Raw genomic sequence first — 17968 nt, 5'->3', positions numbered from 1 at the left:
GCAGAACGATGGAATTCCGGCGACTGACGGACATGCTTCATGCTGTAAGGCGACAGGAGGATAGAGGAATTACCTTTATCCAAGGAGGTGAAAAGGAACACTTTCTTTCTTACAAAAACCTGTATGACCGGGCTCGGCACCTGATCGGTTATTTTCAGGAAAAAGGAATCGTGCCTGGAGACGAAATTTTATTCCAAATTGAAGACGAAGAGCTATTTATTCAAATGTTTTGGGCATGCGTGCTGGGCGGTTTCATTCCGGTACCTGTATCGGTTGGCAGCAATGATGAGCATAAAAGGAAATTGTTTCAAATATGGGACGTGTTGAAGCGTCCCGTGCTTTTGATAGCTGAAACCAGCTATTCGTACGTAGAAGCTTTTTCTCAAAAAGCGGACTACCAAGATCGATGGTCCGATATGAAGAAGCGCACCTTGTTTGCTGACAGCATTGATTTCGCATCCTGCAGGCCCGGAGCCGTCCATGAGGCAGAGCCGTCGGATACAGCTTTTATCCAATTCTCATCTGGATCGACAGGAGAACCAAAGGGAGTCATACTGACCCACGATAACCTGCTTAGTAATATACTTGCGATGATAAACCGCTCGGCTATAGGATCAGAGGATTCAACGCTTAGTTGGATGCCCTTGACACATGACATGGGATTGATCGGCTGCCATATGGTGCCAATAGCCGCACAAATTCAGCAGTATCTCATGCCCACTTCCTTATTCATTCGCCGTCCGACACTATGGATGGCGAAATGCAGCGAACACCGATCGACTATACTTTCATCGCCGAATTTCGGCTATCAATATTTCTTGGGAAAATTCAAACAAGAGGCGGCTTCAGCATGGAACTTGTCCCATGTGCGGCTCATTTTTAATGGAGCGGAACCGATTTCAGCAGAGCTTGCCGCCCGGTTTATGGCTGCATTGGCTCCATGCGGGCTGAAGCAAAATGCGATGTTTCCCGTATACGGTATGGCCGAAGCTTGTCTCGCTGTAACCTTTCCCCCTGTCGGAGATGAATTGAATACGATGCACCTGAATAGAAAGCATCTCTCACTCGGAAGCGTCGTCAAGGAAACGGAAGCCGGAGAGGGCGTGTCCTTTGTCGATGTAGGCAGCCCGGTTGATGATTGCTGTATATACATCGGGGACAGCTCTGGCACGGATTTGGCTGAGCTGATGATCGGCGAAATTTACTTGAAGGGAAGAAATGTCACTTCCGGTTATTACAACAACGAATCGGCGACAGCCGAACGAATCACGTCCACCGGTTGGCTTCGGACAGGCGATCTCGGTTTTATGCGCAATGGAAGGTTATACGTAACCGGGCGCGTTAAAGACATTCTGTTCGTTAACGGGCAGAACGTATATCCTCATGATATTGAACGAGTATGCGAAGCTGTGGAACCGATCAAGCTCGGCACGATAGCGGCCTGCGGAGTAAGCAATCCCGAGGCGGCCAGCGACGATTTGCTCCTGTTCGTTCTCTATCGCGGCAAGCTGGAAGATTTCGCTCCCCTGGCGGTAACGCTGCGGAGCCATGTTCAGCGTCAACTAGGTATCACTGTTGAGCATGTCGTTCCGGTTACCAGGCTCCCGAAAACAACGAGCGGGAAAATACAGCGCTACAAGCTTGGCGAATGGTATCGGCAGCAACATTTCGCCGAAATCATCGAGCAGGTATCCGAGTATGTTCAATTGCACCTGCAGGAACGCCAACTCGCGATGCCCGTTTCGGGGACGGAAGAACGGCTGCTGGAAATATGCTGCCGATTATTAGGAGTCAACGAGATCGGCACACTTGACAGTTTGTTTGATTGGGGCAGCAATTCCCTACAGTTGACCTATTTGATCGCAAACATCAGAGCAGAGTTCGGCGTAAAAATCTCTTTGCACGACATTTTTCATCAGCCGACAATTCGACAAATCGCCCATTTGATCGAACATGCTCAAGCGAGCGATGCGGATGAAGTCATCATGGAGGTCGATCCCTCTGAAAGATCGATATTCCCGACAACGCCGCCGCAGCGCCGAATATATGCCTGGCAGCAATTAAACAAGCAAGGAGTAAGCTACAATATTACCGCCGTCCTGAAACTGGAAGGGCCGCTATCCTTTGAGCAGGTCGAGAAGGCTTGGTCGGCAATTGTCAAGAGACATGGAGCGCTGCGCACTTATTTCGATTTTCAGGATGGAGAACCCGTGCAGCAAATCGCTGCCGTCTCTGACCTTGCTGTCAGACTGGACTACGAAGAAGTCTTTGGCGGCATCGATATCCAAAATTATGCGGACTCGTTCGTTCGACCTTATGATCTTCATCATGCGCCGCTTTGGAGGACAAAGCTGTGCAAGACTTCGGAAGACCAACATCTGTTCCTGATCGATCTTCATCATATCGTGATCGATGGAACATCCATGCACATCATCATGAGCGAATTCGTTCAGCTCCTGTTGAATCAGAGTCTCGGCCCGTCGCCCCTTTCCTTTGCCGATTATGCCTTGTGGCGGGAGAAACAGCCTTTATCTGAAGAGCATCAAGCTTACTGGCTCGCGGAAATGTCGGGAGAACTTCCCATACTTGAGATGCCGACCTGTTCTCCTCGTCCTGCCCTATTATCTGGTGCGGGCGACCACTACTTCGACAGGCTGAGTAAAGAGCTTGCGGAGCGCTGCAGGAGCTTCGCTCGCGAACAATGCGTAAGCGTCTATATGGTGCTTTTGGCAGCATACAAGCTTATGCTCGCCCAATGTACCGGACAGCAAAATCTTGTCGTCGGCACATCGTCTGCCGGGAGAACCATTCCCGGTACAGAACGAACCGCCGGCATGTTCGTACAAACGCTAGCGATTCGGAGTCAGCCGGAAGGCCATAAAACCGTATCCGAATATGTTCGGGAAATCAAAGAGAAGACGCTGCTCGCTCTTGAACATCAGGATTATCCGTTCGAGCGGTTGCTTGAGAAATTGCCAATCCGGCGGGATGCGAGCCGAAATCCGCTGTTCGATACAATGTTTGTCTATCAAAATATGGACAAAGCAGCCTGGCGGGAGAACGAGCTTCACATCGAACGCGTTCCTTATTCCGCGAAATCATCCAAATTTGATTTTTCGCTCATTGTGGAGGATTTGGACGATACATTCGCGCTCGATTGGGAATACAGCCTGGATTTGTACGAGCAGGGCATGATATCGGAGCTAAATGCTTACTATTGCGGGATTTTAAGTCAAATGTGCGAGAATCCGGAGAATCGATTATGCGAATTAAACGTCTTGAACTCGTCCCAGCAGGAGGAACTGCTGCGAATGGGGGCAGGCCCGGAAGCCGATTATCCGAAAGACGCATTCATTCACTGGCTGGTCGAGGATCAAGCTGCCATGACGCCCGATCATACCGCCATAGAGGACGGGCAACGTTCGCTAACTTACCGGGAACTGGACGAGCAGACCAATCGCCTGGCTCGCGTTCTTGTCGCTAATGGCTTGCAGCGGGACATGCTGGCTGCTATTTTGCTGCCTCCGTGCTTAGAGCAGATCGTCTGCATTCTGGCCGTGATGAAGGCAGGAGGAGCCTATCTGCCAATCGATTCCGATTATCCGGCGGAACGCATTGCTTATTTGTTGGAGGATAGCGGTGCGCAGCTTCTGTTAACAGGCGGTCATTTGCGCGATAAGCCGAGATTTTCAGGCAGAGTGGTCGATGTGCTCGATCCGTCCTTACTGGAAAAGAGCAGTCCCGAGCCGATAACGCGCTCTGGTTTACCTCGTCAGTTGGCCTATGTTATTTATACGTCAGGTTCTACGGGAAAGCCGAAAGGCGTCATGGTCGAGCAACAGGGGCTGGTCAATTATATATGGTGGGCACGAAAAGTATACGCAAACGGGGAGAAGGCTGATTTCCCTCTGTATTCTTCAATCTCGTTTGATTTGACCGTAACCTCTATTTTTACCCCTCTCGTAACAGGCGGTAAAATCGTGATTTACGGAGATGACGACAAGGATTTGGCCGTGCAGCGGATTTTCAAAGACAATAAAGTGCAAATCGTAAAGCTGACGCCTTCTCATCTCAAATTCATTAAGGAATGGGACAACCGTCATTCGATGGTAACGGCGTTGATTGTTGGCGGGGAACAGTTGGATATGTGTTTGGCCTCGGAAGTTTTTGACAGCTTTGGCGGAGAGGTTGCGATTTTCAATGAATACGGACCGACTGAAACCGTAGTCGGATGCATGATTTATCAGTTTGATGCGCAAATTCGGCGAGCGTGCGTACCGATCGGGAAAGCTGCCGATAATGTCCGCATCTACTTGCTGGATGGCAGTCAACGGCTTGTGCCGAAATTCAGCGTTGGTGAAATTTACATTGCCGGGGATGGTGTTGCACGAGGATATTTAAAACGGTCCGATTTAACGCGGGAGCGATTCGTAGAAGATCCGTTTGCCGAGCGCCTAGGTGCTGTTATGTACCGGACCGGGGATTTGGCTCGTTGGTTGCCGGACGGCAACATGGAGTATATCGGACGCGCTGATGATCAGGTCAAAATCCGCGGATATCGCATCGAACTGCAGGAGGTTCAGCATGAACTCCAGCAACTATCCGGAGTCCGTGAGGCTGTCGTGGCGGCGCAACAAGATAACGCCGGGCAAGCTTATTTATGTGCGTATGTGATCGCCTCCAGACCCGTTTCGATATCCGTCATTCGTAAAGAGTTGAACCACACGCTGCCGTCCTACATGCTGCCGGCTTACGTCGTTCAGGTCGAGCATATCCCTTTGACTGCGAACGGAAAAGTCAATTTCCATGCTCTCCCCAAGCCTCAAGACAACATTCGTACGAACAGGGTGACAGGGGCGCCGCGCAACGAGACGGAAGAAACGTGCGCGCGCATCTGGGCGGAAGTTCTAGATTTGGACGGAATAGGCATTCATGATGAGTTTTACGAATTGGGTGGAGATTCCATTAAAGCCATCCAAATTTCATCCCGGCTTAAGCAAGCAGGGATTTCGGTCGAAACGAAACAGATTTTGCAGCATCAAACTATCGGTTCGCTGTGCGAGAATCTGGATATGAATGCCGTTGCGAAGCATTATGAACAAGGCCTTATTTCAGGAGATAAGGAAATGTTCCCGATTGATCATTGGTTTTTTGAACAAAAGCTCCGGCATCCCGGTTATTACCATCAGAGCGTGCTGCTGAAAATGAAACAGCCGATCGTGCTGGAACGCCTCCGTACTGCGCTTGGGCAGCTCGTTTTGCATCATGACGGACTAAGGCTGAATTACCGGGCAGACGGCGGCGAATCCCTATTTTATCAAAATAAGCATGCGCATCTATCTTTTCCGCTTGAAACCTATGAACTGAAGCAGCAATCCGAAGAACAAAACATGCTTGAAATCGAAGCAGCAGCAAGAAGCTTGAAATCCAAATTGGACATCTATAAAGATCTGCTCATCCGAGCAGTCGCATTTACATCGCAACTCATAACCGAATATGTGCTGATTACGGCTCATCATCTTGTCATCGACGGAGTATCGTGGCGCATTTTGCTGGAGGATGTCAAGCTTGCATACGACCAGTTATCCGAGTCCCGGCCTGTCGCATTGCCGGCCAAAACAGCCTCTCTTCGCGACTGGCACGAAGGCTTGCGGCAATATTCGGAGCAAGCGGAAGTCAAGCAGCAAATCGACTATTGGAGCGCTAACCAACAGGCTCAGCACTGGTTCTTTCCTCAAGCCGCGGAAGTCAAAGATTGGACTTCTGGCCGCAGAGAATGCCATGTCACATGGATTGATGATGAATGTACCCGCACGTTGCTTACACAATCACATCGGGCATTCAACACCGAACCGGTGGACTTGATGTTAACCGCTTTTGCCAGAACCATGCACTTCTTTACCGGACATTCCTTGATCGGATTGGAACTGGAGAATCATGGGCGTCATTTGGAAGGCATTGACGCTTCACGGACGATAGGCTGGTTTACGGCGCTATTTCCGCTTAGGCTGGAACTGCCGCAGGCCTCTCTATCCAAGCAAATTCAATCAGTCAAGGAGCAACTGCGTCAGATTCCGGATAAAGGAATCGGTTATGGAGTTCTTGCTTATATGAATAGAGATCTCCTCGAACGAAGCTGCGAACCTGCGCCGTTCCGCTTTAATTATTTGGGGCAATTCGGCAGGGAAGCGGATAATGACTGGTTTGAGCTGGTTTATCAAGAACATGCCATGGAATGTCATCCGGATAATCGAATGAGCGCCAAATTAGAGCTGAACAGCCTGGTGATGAACGGAAGGCTAAGGCTGGAATTGATGTATCACTGCGAGGCTTATGATCAAGAAACGATCGGGCATTGGATGAGCGTTTATGTACAGCAGTTGCAGGATATTATTTCTCATGCCGCCAACGAGCGCGAGGAGCAATTTACTCCTTCTGATTTCGATACGGTCGAAATTTCACAGCAGCAGCTTGATATGTTGTTTAAATGAATTTTTTACTACGTGAACAAAAAAGGACGGAGTCGCATGGCGGAGGCAAAGCAAATCGAAAGGGATCAAGTACAGGACATTATCGGATTGACTCCTTTGCAAGAAGGGATGCTTTTTCATTATCTTAATCCGCAAGACAGGGAGCATTACTTTGAACAGCTCTGCGTATGGCTGGAAGGGGACGTTCAGGCGGATCTGGTTCAGCATGCCTGGAATCTTGTTATTGCAAATAACGAAGCGCTGCGCAGCGTATTTCGCTGGCAAAAGCTCAAATCACCACTGCAAATCGTCCTGAAGAAGTGGGATTTTACCGTTGCGCTTCACGATTGCTCCCAAATGCCCGCTGAACAGTGGAGCAATTTTCTCCATCAATTGAAAAAAGACGACCAACGGCAAGGCTTCGACCTGACGGAAGTGCCGTTTCGGGTCACTCTCTGCAAAGAGAGCGAGCAGAAATACGTCATGATGATTAGTAACCATCATATTTTGTACGATGGCTGGAGCAACGGCATCCTCCTGTCCGAATTTCTAGATGCTTATCAGCACTTATACCGAAATGTTCCTTATGCTCCCGGCATCAAGACGAGCAATAAGGAATATCTCAAATATGTACAATCGCAAGGCAAAGCCGGGCAGGAGCACTATTGGCGTTCCTATCTTGCGGGGTTCGATACTAAATCGCTGCTCCCCGCGTTCCCATCTCCTTCCGAGAAGGAAGAAGCGCCCGGCATCCACAACTTCAGGCTACCGGCCGAACAAACGCTGGAACTGATACAGTGTGTCAGGTCTCTTAAAATAACGCTGGCTGCATTTGTATATACGGCCTGGGGGATTTTGCTTCAACGCTATACCAATTCCGCAGAAGCTTTATTCGGCACCACAGTCTCCGGCAGAACCGACAAAGTTCGAGGAATGGAGTCGATGGTCGGCCTTTATATTAACACGCTCCCATTCCGCGTAACTGCCAAGCCGGAGGAGACGGTTTCCGAACTTCTTGCGCGAATGGAAGAGGCGCTGCGTGTACGGAACGATTTTGAAGCGACTGCGCTGATCGATGTTTATGAATATAGCGACATCGATAAAAGGGAGGGACTGTTCGAATCTGTGCTCGTATTCGAGAACTATCCCTTGAACGCAGCAATGCAGGATGAAGAGCAAGTCATCCGCTTTACCGATTATGAAATGAGCGAGTCGACTCCATACGAAATGCTGCTTAGCATACATCCCGGGAACGAATTGAATTTTCAAATGCAATATGCGCTGCATAAATTCCCGCTAGAGCTCGTAACTCAGCTATCCAAGCACTTTCTTTGTCTTATTTATGAGATGATCACGCGTCCCGAAGCTTCGGTCGACGAACTTCATATTATGACGGAAGAGGATACGCATCGATTGTTGACCGATTTCAACGGAAGCTGCCAGCCCATCCCTATACAGCATACCATTCAGCAGCACTTCGAGATGCAGGCTGCATGCTCTCCTCAGCGCACGGCCATTATTTATGGACAAGCAGTCCTGACTTATGAACAGCTCAATAAGCGGGCCAATCTCCTGGCGCATCACTTGCGCGCCAAGCAGGTTGAACCCGAGCAAGTCGTTGGAATTCTCTTGGAGCGGTCAGCCGATGCGATCGTAAGTATGCTGGCCGTGCTCAAGGCGGGCGGTGCCTATATGCCGATTGATCCGGAATATCCAGCCGATCGAATCAAGCATATGCTGGAAGGCAGTGGATGCAAGCACCTTCTTACTCAGCGGAATTGGTTGGAAAAGCTGGATAACGCCGATATCGAAACGGTGCTTCTGTCCGAATTCGATTTCGAGAAATCCGATCCCGGCAATCCGGCACCCATTAACGAAATAAGCGACCTGGCGTACATCATTTATACGTCCGGCTCGACCGGGAAGCCGAAGGGCGTCATGGTGGAGCATCGCAATTTGAACAGCTTCATTTATTCTTTCATGTATGATCAGCTCCAGGCTGAAGACCGCGGGATATGGCAGTCATCCCTGTCTTTCGATACGTCTGTCGAGGAAATTTTTCCTTTGCTGCTGCGGGGCGGAACTTTGGTCATTTTGCCAAGAGCGGATGTACTGGATATCAATCGGCTAGTCCACTGCATTCAAGAACAACAGATTACGTTCATGTCATGCTCGCCGCATTTGATTCATCAGTTGAATGGGAGGTTGACCGATCATAGGCTGCGTTTGCTGATATCGGGAGGCGATGAGCTCAAATGGTCTTATTGCGACGATTTGCATGGCATGAAGCTGTACAATTCATACGGGCCCTCGGAAACAACTGTTGCCGTTACCTATTATGAATGCTTGAGTCCGACAAAAGGACGGATTCCAATTGGCGGGGCTATCGCCAACCATTATTTCGCTCTCGTGGACAGGCTGGGTCGACTTCAGCCGTATGGCGCCGAAGGCGAGCTATGGATCGCAGGGCCGTCCGTTGTCCGAGGATATTTGAACTCGCCGGAGATGACGGCGGAGAAATTCGACGAAAGTCCGTATTTCCCAGGAGAACGCATGTACAAGACGGGCGATTTGGTGCGCTGGCTGCCTGGCGGATTGCTTGATTATATGGGAAGGGTGGATCAGCAGGTTAAAATTAGGGGATACCGCATCGAACTGGCCGAAATTGAATGTGCGCTGCTGAACTGCTCCGGAATTCGAGAAGCGGCAGTGTTGGCCGTTGAGGTAAATAACGGGCATCGGACACTATGTGCTTACTATGTAGGCATTCAACAATCCGAATCCGCACTACGATCCTATCTGCAGGAACGGCTTCCCGCTTATATGATCCCATCCTATTTTGTGCATATGGAGAAGATGCCGCTTACGGTCAATGGAAAATTGGATCGGCATTCGCTGCCGGCGCCGGCAATGCAAAGAGATAACGAAACGCGTTGTGTGGCTCCTTCCAATGAAATCGAGCAGCAGTTGCTGCGCATATGGCAAGAGCTGCTGCCGACAGAAAGAATCGGCATACACGACAATTTCTTCGAAATAGGCGGCGATTCCATCCTGCTGATGAGGATGCACGCCCAAATCGACATGCTCTACCCAAATCGGGTAAGCATTACGGATTTGTTCGCTTATATGACCATATCCAAACTTGCGCAATTTATTGGGGAAGAGGGGGCACATATTCAGTCAGGGCAGGTATTCGAAGGAGTCGTGTTGCCGCAGGTTTTCTTTACCCGCATGCCCGATGGGTCTGCAAGGCAAATCAAGCATTTCGAATGTGCTGAACCGCTATATTCCAAACTGAGAAAGCTTGCGCAAGGGGAAGGGCTTGAAACGCATGATGTCGCTTTGGGCATGTTCATGTATCTCCTTCAACAAGCGAGCGGTCAGCAGGCAGTGGAAGTACAATCCATTGTCAGCCGAACAGACACGGTTGTGCCGATAAGGGTGGATTTTAATGCGATCGAGGATTTCTTCCAGCTCTTTTCTTTTGTGAAGGAAATAAATAATGGAAAATGGATCAACGGATCTCATTCGCTCCAAACGGCAATTGTCGAAAGACGGGGGGGATTGCCGGATACGGCAATAGTGCCCCTTTTTGTAAAGTCCGGCCTGATATCCAACTATTCGGCGTTGACCCGAAGTTATGATCTTATACTCGAATTCCGAGAAACAAGGGATCGGTTGGAATTCTGCTATGAATACAGTAGAAAATTAAGCCAGGAGGGGCTCGATCATTTGGTTCTCGGCTACAATCAATTGCTTGCCGACTTTGTGGAGCAATATGAGCTGCTCGCATAAATCTCTTGCTTGGAATGGGACGAAAGGAGGCTTGCGAATGAAAAGCGTGAATGTAGCCTTGGAAGAAATGAAGCTGGCAGTAACGGGAGTGGGTGGCTTCTTGAAGGACGCCCGTGATTTTCGTGATTGGTGGAATTCATCCCCCATATCGATGGAAGAAGGTACAGCAATCGAAGAAAAAGATCGATTCGATGCCCGCTTTTTTCAAATGACCATTCAAGAAGCGGCAGAGATGCATTCGGCCGAACTCGATTTTTTGGAAGCATCGTGGACGGCTCTGCAGACTGCTGGATGCACACGAGGTTTCGGCAGAAGAATTTGGATCTACGCCGATAGCAAGCTCATTCAACAGCGGACCGCAGCTCGATTAACGGCCGCTCTATCCTCACTACCGATTACGATCATTCACGGGAACAGTTTGCCGAACATGTTGCTGGATATCCGTGTCCGTCTGAACGGCAACCTGAACGATGTTGTACTGTGTGCGACTTTAGGGAGCAAGGGCGTGGGGACTTTTGTCATAAGTCCATGGAATATTGCGGAGCGGAAGCTGTTATCCATTACGGCCGTCCTTTGTGTGGATGGCGAGCATGTCCGCATAGAGACGGACGGGCAGCCGTCCTTGAATGAACTCGAAACCGTAATGCCCGCGCAACCACGTGCCGGAGAACTGCTCATGCTAGCGGCGGGAACAAGTTCGGCACTGGAGGTCTCAACGGATCAACTTGTCGGCTATCTCAATCAACACGTTGATGCAAATCTGGGAGATGTCGCCTACAGTCTGCATAACATGGCGGCATCACTCCCTGAGCGCCGCATTCTGGTGTCCTCCGGCATTCGTGAGGCCGTCGAGATTTTGCAGAACCGGGATGCGTGCCGATATTGGGACAGTTCATGCGATGCAAGTACTCGCAAGCTCGTTTTCATGTTTTCAGGTCTTGGAGATCATTATGAGAACATGGGACGCGACATCTATGAGCAGGAACCGATCTTTCGCGATACGGTCGATGGCTGCTGTAAATTTTTGCAGCCTCTCCTGGGATTCGATCTGCGCGAAAAGCTTTATCCGGTGCGTTCGGCCAAACACTCAGGCGGAGGAGAACAGCTTAGCACGGTGCCGGAACTGGACATTCGGCGCATCCTTCGCCGAGACTCGCCAGGAACTGCGGGCGAGCAACGGGAGTCGACGTCGTGGGCGCATCCAGCTTTGTTTACAGTCGAGTACGCGCTGGCACGCCTTCTGGAATCCTGGGGCATCAAGCCGCACGTCTTGATCGGCCACAGTCTAGGAGAGTATACTGCGGCCTGCATTGCAGGGGTATTTACGTTAGAGCAAGCGCTGACCATCGTCGCCAAGCGCTCCCAACTCATCAATGGGCTGGAGAAGGGAGCGATGCTCGCCGTCTCGATGACAGCAAGCGAGGTCTCGCCGCTGCTGCCGGAAGGCACGACAATCGCATTGATGAACAGCCCAGGGTCACTGGTCATTTCCGGCACCGCGGAAGGCATCGGCGAGCTGGAGCGGCGTCTTGCCCGTATGGGTGAAGTATCTGTCCGCATTCCGTCCGATCGTGCCTTTCACTCGCCGATGATGGAGCCTGCCGCCTCTGCACTGTCGGCACTGATCTTCGAGCATGAACCGAAGCCTCCGTCCATTCCCTTTTTGTCGAACGTAACGGGGACATGGATAACGGCAGAACAAGCAACAGACCCCGGATACTGGGCAGACCATCTGTGCCGAACTGTGCGCTTCAGCGACGGAATAAACGAAGTTATTCACGACGGGGATGCGATTTTCGTGGAGATCGGACCGGGGCAATCACTATGCAGCTTTGTGCGCCAGCATCCGTCTGCTGCAGATGGCGAGCGGCTTCAGACTATTCCGACCATGCGGTATGCTTACGAGCACGCTTCCGATCGCCTCTTCCTGCTCCGAACTATTGGACAGCTATGGCTGAACGGGGTTGACTTTTGTGTGGACGCCTTTTACCGGAAAGGATGCCGGCATTTGCCGCTGCCGACATATCCGTTCGAGCGCATGCCTTTGACGAAGCGCTCCAAAACTATCAAGGGAGGATAAACCGATGGAAGTACAGCATAAGGAAAAAATTCGGGCTTTTTTGGCGAAATATTTCAAACAAGTCCAGTTGCACGACGACGATCAATTGTTCTCGCTCGGATTTGTCGATTCTCTTTTCGTGATGCAACTCGTCACGTTCTTGGAATCCGAGTTCGCCATCGTGCTTGACAATGATGATTTGGAATTCTCACATTTCCGCACCATTCAAAGCATGTCGGATTTGATTGAGCGCAAGCTCGCAATAAAACAATGACATTTGATCGGTGGTGAAAACGATGCATTTCAACCTGACTCCAGAACAGCAATCCCAGTATGAACAATTCAAGCATTTCGTAGACCAGGACATTGTGCCGATCGCCAACTCGTATGACCAACTGGAGAAAACGCCAAGAGCCTTAATTGACAAGCTTGCCTCGCTGGGCTATTTGGGCGCGCTTATCCCGAACTCATATCGCGGTTCTGGCATGGACATGATTACGTTCGGACTGCTGAACGAAGAACTGGGGCGCGGATGTTCGTCTATCCGCAGCCTGCTCACAGTTCATACCATGGCAAGCCAAGCCATCATCCGCTTTGGCACGGAAGAACAAAAAGAGACGTGGCTGCCCGCAATGGCAATAGGCCATACCATCGGCGCGTTTGCCCTGAGCGAGCCGAATATCGGCAGCGACGCTCGGCATATCGAAACGCAAGCCGTGCTTTCCGGAGATCATTACGTGCTGAACGGGACGAAGAAATGGATTACGTACGGACAACTGGCGGATGTATTTTTACTTTTTGCCCAGGTCAATGGTCAACCGACCGCATTTCTAGTCGAAAAAAATCGGCCTGGCCTTTCCATTGAGCCCATTAACGGTATGTACGGCACGCGCGCTTCGATGCTGGCCGAGCTGCGCCTGAACGATTGCCGCATTCCAAAAGAAAATATACTGGGCAAAGAGGGAACGGGATTCCCCTATGTGGCGCTGCATGTTCTAGAGTATGGCAAGTACAGTGTCGCATGCGGGGCAGTTGGTATTGCACAAGCATGTCTGGAAGATTCGATTCGGTATACGGAGAGTCGTATTCAGTTCAAACAACCTTTAAAAGAATTCCAATTGGTACAGGCCATGATTGCAGAAATGCTTGCAAATACAAAGGCCGCCCGCTTGTTATGTCTGAACGCGGGATTTATGAAGCAAAACAAAGCGTTGCAGGCCGGGGACGAGTTGAATGCCGCCAAATATTTTGCGTCGCAAATCGCGGTTAAGGCAGCGAATGACGCCGTTCAGCTTCATGGTGCGAACGGATGCAGCAACGAGTATTCTGTGCAGCGCTATTTGCGAGATGCCAAAATTACGGAAATTATCGAAGGCAGTACACAAATTCAGCAAATGAACATCGCGACATACGGTTATCTGGAGTATGGAACGAGAACCGCAGCCGCATCATGCAATGCCTGAGGTTCAGCAAGCCCTTGGCGCAGCAACGAAGTAGAACTGCCGGATTGTGCCGGCAGTTCTCACAAATTCCGGAGGGGAGCAGCTTATGCCTAATCTCGCCAAAAAGTCCGCTCCCTCATTTGTAACGAAGTGCTTGGCGTTAGCGGCGAGCGCGGAAAATAAGAATGAGGATGCCGGCGTATATGAAAAAGAAGTGATCGAGCTTTACCGCAAGCTGGAAGCAATGAACGAAACGTTGAACAGTGAAGGAAGAAGCCCTGGCGAGGAAGAAAAGCAGCAAGCGGCAGAGTGGCTGAAAAGAATATTGACAACCAAACAAATTCATCCCGCTGAACTGGCGGAACGAATGGATGACCTGTGGAGCTTCTCCCTTAACGCGCATTAACAGATGCATAGAATGCTAAAGGGGCAGAAAGGAAGTCGTTATGGTAAAGAAAAAGCTGGGGTTCGACAAAGTTACATTGCTGAAACGCGATAACATGTCTTCGCATGCCGAGCATTATGAAGCTCCATCTTCAAGAGATGTGGCCATTATCGGGATGTCTCTGCAAATGCCGCAAGCCAACAATCCGGATGCGTTCTGGCAGAACATCAGGGACAAGGTGGATAGTGTCAGGCTGCCTTCCGCAAGTAGACAAAAGCAAGCGAAACGCTATGCGGCGGTCGCATATGGAACGGACTATCAGGCGAAATTCTACAAAGGCGCCTGTCTCGACAATATCGATTCGTTCGATTACCGTTTTTTTAATCTGTCCCCCCGCGAGGCAAGCCTGATGGATCCGAACCAAAGGCTGTTTCTGCAGACTGTATTCTCCGCTATTGAAGATGCGGGATACGACGGCAGAAAACTGGCCGGAAGCCGTACGGGCATATATGTCGGTTACGGAGATGACGGGGAGTATTCGCGGATGTTGCAACTGTTGGAGCCCGATGCAATGAGCGTGGCGCTGGCCGGAAATATCCGTTCGATTATCGCTAGCCGAATCTCTTATTTACTGGATTTGAAGGGGCCAAGCATGCTGATTGATACGGCGTGCTCTTCATCGCTCGTTGCCATACATCAGGCTTGCCAATCCCTGCGCGCTGGGGAATGCGACATGGCGATTGCCGGTTCGGTGAAAACCTATATTTTGCCGCTGGATACCTCGCAAAGAATCGGCATCGAATCATCGGACGGACGAACCCGATCATTCGATGACTATTCCGATGGAACCGGTCCGGGTGAGGGGGTGGCAGCGCTTATTTTGAAGCCGCTGCCTCAGGCTGTCAGGGACGGGGACGCGATTTACGCCATAATCAAGGGAAGCGCCGTTAATCAAGACGGAAGCTCCATTGGCATAACGTCGCCGAATGTATTGTCGCAGGAAGATGTTCTTATTCAAGCCTGGAGAGACGCAGGCATTGAGCCGCAAAGCATCGGTTATCTGGAAGGACACGGTTCCGGGACGGAGCTGGGCGACCCGATAGAAGTCGATGCGATACAGCGCGCTTTTCGCCGATATACCGATAAAAATCAGTTTTGCGCATTGGGATCAATCAAATCGAATATCGGCCATCTCGATCACGCAGCGGGGATTGCCGGGGTTATAAAAGCGGTGCTGGCTCTTAAGCACAAGGAACTGCCTCCAAATCTCCATTTCGACAAACCGAATGCACGAATTGACTTTATCCGCTCTCCTGTGTACGTCAATGACCGCGTAAAGCCCTGGCCACGAGACGCAACGCCTCGTCGATGCGGGGTGAGCTCGTTCGGCATGAGCGGAACAAACTGCCACATCGTGTTACAAGAAGCTCCCGAACCAGGATCGACAAGCTATCCCGAAAGAGAAGAATTGCTGCTTTTGTCGGCCAAAACGCGCGAAGCGCTGCTTCATCTCGTTAAACGTTATACTGCATTTTTGCACGAACATGCGCCCATTCCGCTGACGGAGATATGCTACACCGCCAATACGGGAAGAATCCACCATCCATGGCGGCTGGCCGTACGGTGTTCCAGCATAAGCGATTTACAGTTAAGGTTGGGGGCAATCGAGGCACACGGTCTGACTCATCGCCCGGAGTATGGCCATTATTTTGGCATGGCGGCAGAGGCTGATGTGAAGGATAGCATCTATCCGGCGGATCGTGAGCTTTCTGAGCTGGCGGAGCTGTTCGTGAAGGGTAGCGAGGTGATATGGGAAGCCTTTTATCCATTTCACGTGAATAAGCGGAATTTGCCTACCTATCCATTTGAAGCATGCTCATGCTGGCTGAATTTGCCCGTTCTTCCGCAAGAGCAGAAATTTCATTCTCTCAAATGGATCCGGGAACAGCTTCCTACAGCAGCGAACAAATCAGATATGGGTACGGTGCTTGCAATTATGGACAAGTCGGGTTTCGGGGCAAAGCTGGTGAAAAAATGGCGTTCGAAAGGGAGACGCGTCATTGAAGTCGAGATTGTACCGGATATCCATAACATGAAGCTGAACGATTACCGTTACGTTACCGACGGCTCGGAAGAAGGTTACCGGTTCGTGCTCAAAAGCGTGAAGGCGGAGCGTCTTACAAAAATCGTCCATATGGGCGGCTTGGACTGCGACCACCATCCCCGTTCACTCGCGGAATTGGAGAACACGCTCCATGCAGGCTTGTACAGTCTTTTTTCTTGTGTCAAATCCCTGGCAATGCTGCAGCGATCCCAGCCTATTGAGCTTATTTTGACCGCACGATATGCGCAAGAAGTAAATCAGCTTGAACCGCAGATTCATCCGGAGCATGCCGCGCTGTTCGGGCTGGGCAAGGTTGTCGGACTTGAAAATCCGCAGCTCAAATGCCGCGCCGTGGATTGGGATGATGAAACTCCACTGGCCACAATCCTTCAGGAACTGGACGTATCGTCCGATTCGTATCATGTCGCATTTAGGGGCGGAGAGCGTTATACGGAGCAATTCGCTCCGCTTTTGTTTGAGGAAGAGCCGGATGTTCCGCTGCAGTTGCATACTGACGGCATCTACGTCATTACGGGGGGGATGGGCGGCATCGGACTGGAGACGGCGAAATATTTCGCGGCTAAATCACCGGTCAATCTCGCTTTGTTGAATCGGACCCCTTTGCCGGATCGTTCCATGTGGCCTTCAATATTGACTGATGCGAACCAGACAAGTACGGCACGAAAAATCGCAGCGATTATGGAGATCGAGCAGCTCGGAGCAAAGGTTCATCCCTATAGCGCGGATGTAGCCGATTATGAAGCCATGCAGGAGCTTTTCGCCGCTCTACGTACCAAGCACGGCAGCATCAGAGGCATTGTTCACGGAGCCGCCGTAGGGGGATCGGGATTTCTTTTGAACCGCCAGGAAGCCAAGTTTCGCGAGGTCGTTCGACCCAAAATTCAGGGGACATGGATATTGGATAAATGCACGCATCATGACCAACTGGATTTCTTCATCCTCTATTCGTCCGCAACGACATTGACTGGCGGCCTTGGTGAAGGCGATTATACGGCGGCCAACGCTTATCTCGATGCTTTCCAAGCCTATCGCAATCGCCAAGGAAAGCGCACGCAAACTATCAATTGGGTATCTTGGGCGGAGACAGGAATGTCCTATGAACATGGGGTCGCCGATGACGATTTGTTCGAAAAGCTGACGAATGCTGAAGGCATCGAAGCGCTAGACACCATAATTCGCAAAGGAATTCGCCAATCATTCGTTGGGACAATTGCCTACCGCAGTAAATATCGCAATGAAAATCTTATGCAGCATGGCATACTGCCGTTCCGATTCGCGGACGAAATTGCGGCGAAGATGAACCAAGCACGTTCGACCTCAGTTACGGATGTTGTCCCTGGCGCATCTGATTTCGTTCAAACCGAACGCACCGAAGGGTTGAACCTGAAAGAAATGCAGCTTGCCGACATTGAACAAGCTACGGCTGAAATATGGAAACGGAGTTTGGGCGTTCACCATATCGATCCGGACGACAGCTTTTATGCTCTGGGTGGAAACTCGCTGATCGGGATGGAAATCATGCTGGAGCTTTCCAAAAGAACCGGCATTCAGTTGAACGTTGCCGTTCTGCTCGAGCATGAAACGTTAAGAAAATTGAGTCAGTATCTGGAATCGACCGCCAAAGGACATGATTCAAGGCCTAAAATGAAATCAATCCCGAAGGCAAAGACATTGTCGTAGCAAAAAACTTGG

Annotated in this window: 7 protein-coding genes; all 7 read left to right on the top strand. The window is 50.5% G+C overall.

Annotated features, from left to right (window positions below; translation table 11 throughout):
- The first annotated feature begins 8 nt into the window (after positions 1 to 8).
- The 7 genes from PAV_RS25350 to PAV_RS32755 all read left to right on the top strand — a co-directional run bounded on the left by PAV_RS25350 (position 9) and on the right by PAV_RS32755 (position 17956).
- A complete protein-coding gene (locus PAV_RS25350; RefSeq protein WP_005550894.1) occupies positions 9 to 6491 on the top strand; it encodes a non-ribosomal peptide synthetase in 6483 nt (2160 codons plus the stop codon).
- Positions 6492 to 6527: 36 nt separating this feature from the next.
- Positions 6528 to 10265 (top strand): non-ribosomal peptide synthetase, encoded by a 3738-nt coding sequence (locus tag PAV_RS25345; RefSeq protein ID WP_005550893.1) that lies wholly within the window; start codon positions 6528 to 6530, stop codon positions 10263 to 10265.
- Positions 10266 to 10302: 37 nt separating this feature from the next.
- Entirely contained in the window at positions 10303 to 12345 is a 2043-nt protein-coding gene (locus PAV_RS25340; protein ID WP_005550892.1) for an acyltransferase domain-containing protein, read from the top strand.
- Positions 12346 to 12349: 4 nt separating this feature from the next.
- A complete protein-coding gene (locus tag PAV_RS25335; RefSeq protein ID WP_005550891.1) occupies positions 12350 to 12598 on the top strand; it encodes an acyl carrier protein in 249 nt (82 codons plus the stop codon).
- A gap of 22 nt (positions 12599 to 12620) precedes the next feature.
- Entirely contained in the window at positions 12621 to 13787 is a 1167-nt protein-coding gene (locus PAV_RS25330; protein WP_005550890.1) for an acyl-CoA dehydrogenase family protein, read from the top strand.
- 85 nt (positions 13788 to 13872) lie between these two features.
- Entirely contained in the window at positions 13873 to 14172 is a 300-nt protein-coding gene (locus tag PAV_RS25325; protein ID WP_005550889.1) for a hypothetical protein, read from the top strand.
- Between the two features lie 40 nt (positions 14173 to 14212).
- Positions 14213 to 17956, top strand: coding sequence for a type I polyketide synthase (locus tag PAV_RS32755; RefSeq protein WP_005550888.1), 3744 nt, complete (start codon positions 14213 to 14215; stop codon positions 17954 to 17956).
- Positions 17957 to 17968 lie beyond the last annotated feature (12 nt).

The organism is Paenibacillus alvei DSM 29 (assembly GCF_000293805.1).
GTDB classification, from domain to species: domain Bacteria; phylum Bacillota; class Bacilli; order Paenibacillales; family Paenibacillaceae; genus Paenibacillus_B; species Paenibacillus_B alvei.
Note: the sequence above shows the minus strand (reverse complement) of the source record. Positions and strands in the feature narration are given on the sequence as shown.

Excerpts from the sequence above, each read along its gene's own strand:
- PAV_RS25350 (WP_005550894.1), top strand. The coding sequence starts at position 9 with ATGGAATTCCGGCGACTGACGGACATGCTTCATGCTGTAAGGCGACAG.
- PAV_RS25345 (WP_005550893.1), top strand. The coding sequence starts at position 6,528 with ATGGCGGAGGCAAAGCAAATCGAAAGGGATCAAGTACAGGACATTATC.
- PAV_RS25340 (WP_005550892.1), top strand. The coding sequence starts at position 10,303 with ATGAAAAGCGTGAATGTAGCCTTGGAAGAAATGAAGCTGGCAGTAACG.
- PAV_RS25335 (WP_005550891.1), top strand. The coding sequence starts at position 12,350 with ATGGAAGTACAGCATAAGGAAAAAATTCGGGCTTTTTTGGCGAAATAT.
- PAV_RS25330 (WP_005550890.1), top strand. The coding sequence starts at position 12,621 with ATGCATTTCAACCTGACTCCAGAACAGCAATCCCAGTATGAACAATTC.
- PAV_RS25325 (WP_005550889.1), top strand. The coding sequence starts at position 13,873 with ATGCCTAATCTCGCCAAAAAGTCCGCTCCCTCATTTGTAACGAAGTGC.
- PAV_RS32755 (WP_005550888.1), top strand. The coding sequence starts at position 14,213 with ATGGTAAAGAAAAAGCTGGGGTTCGACAAAGTTACATTGCTGAAACGC.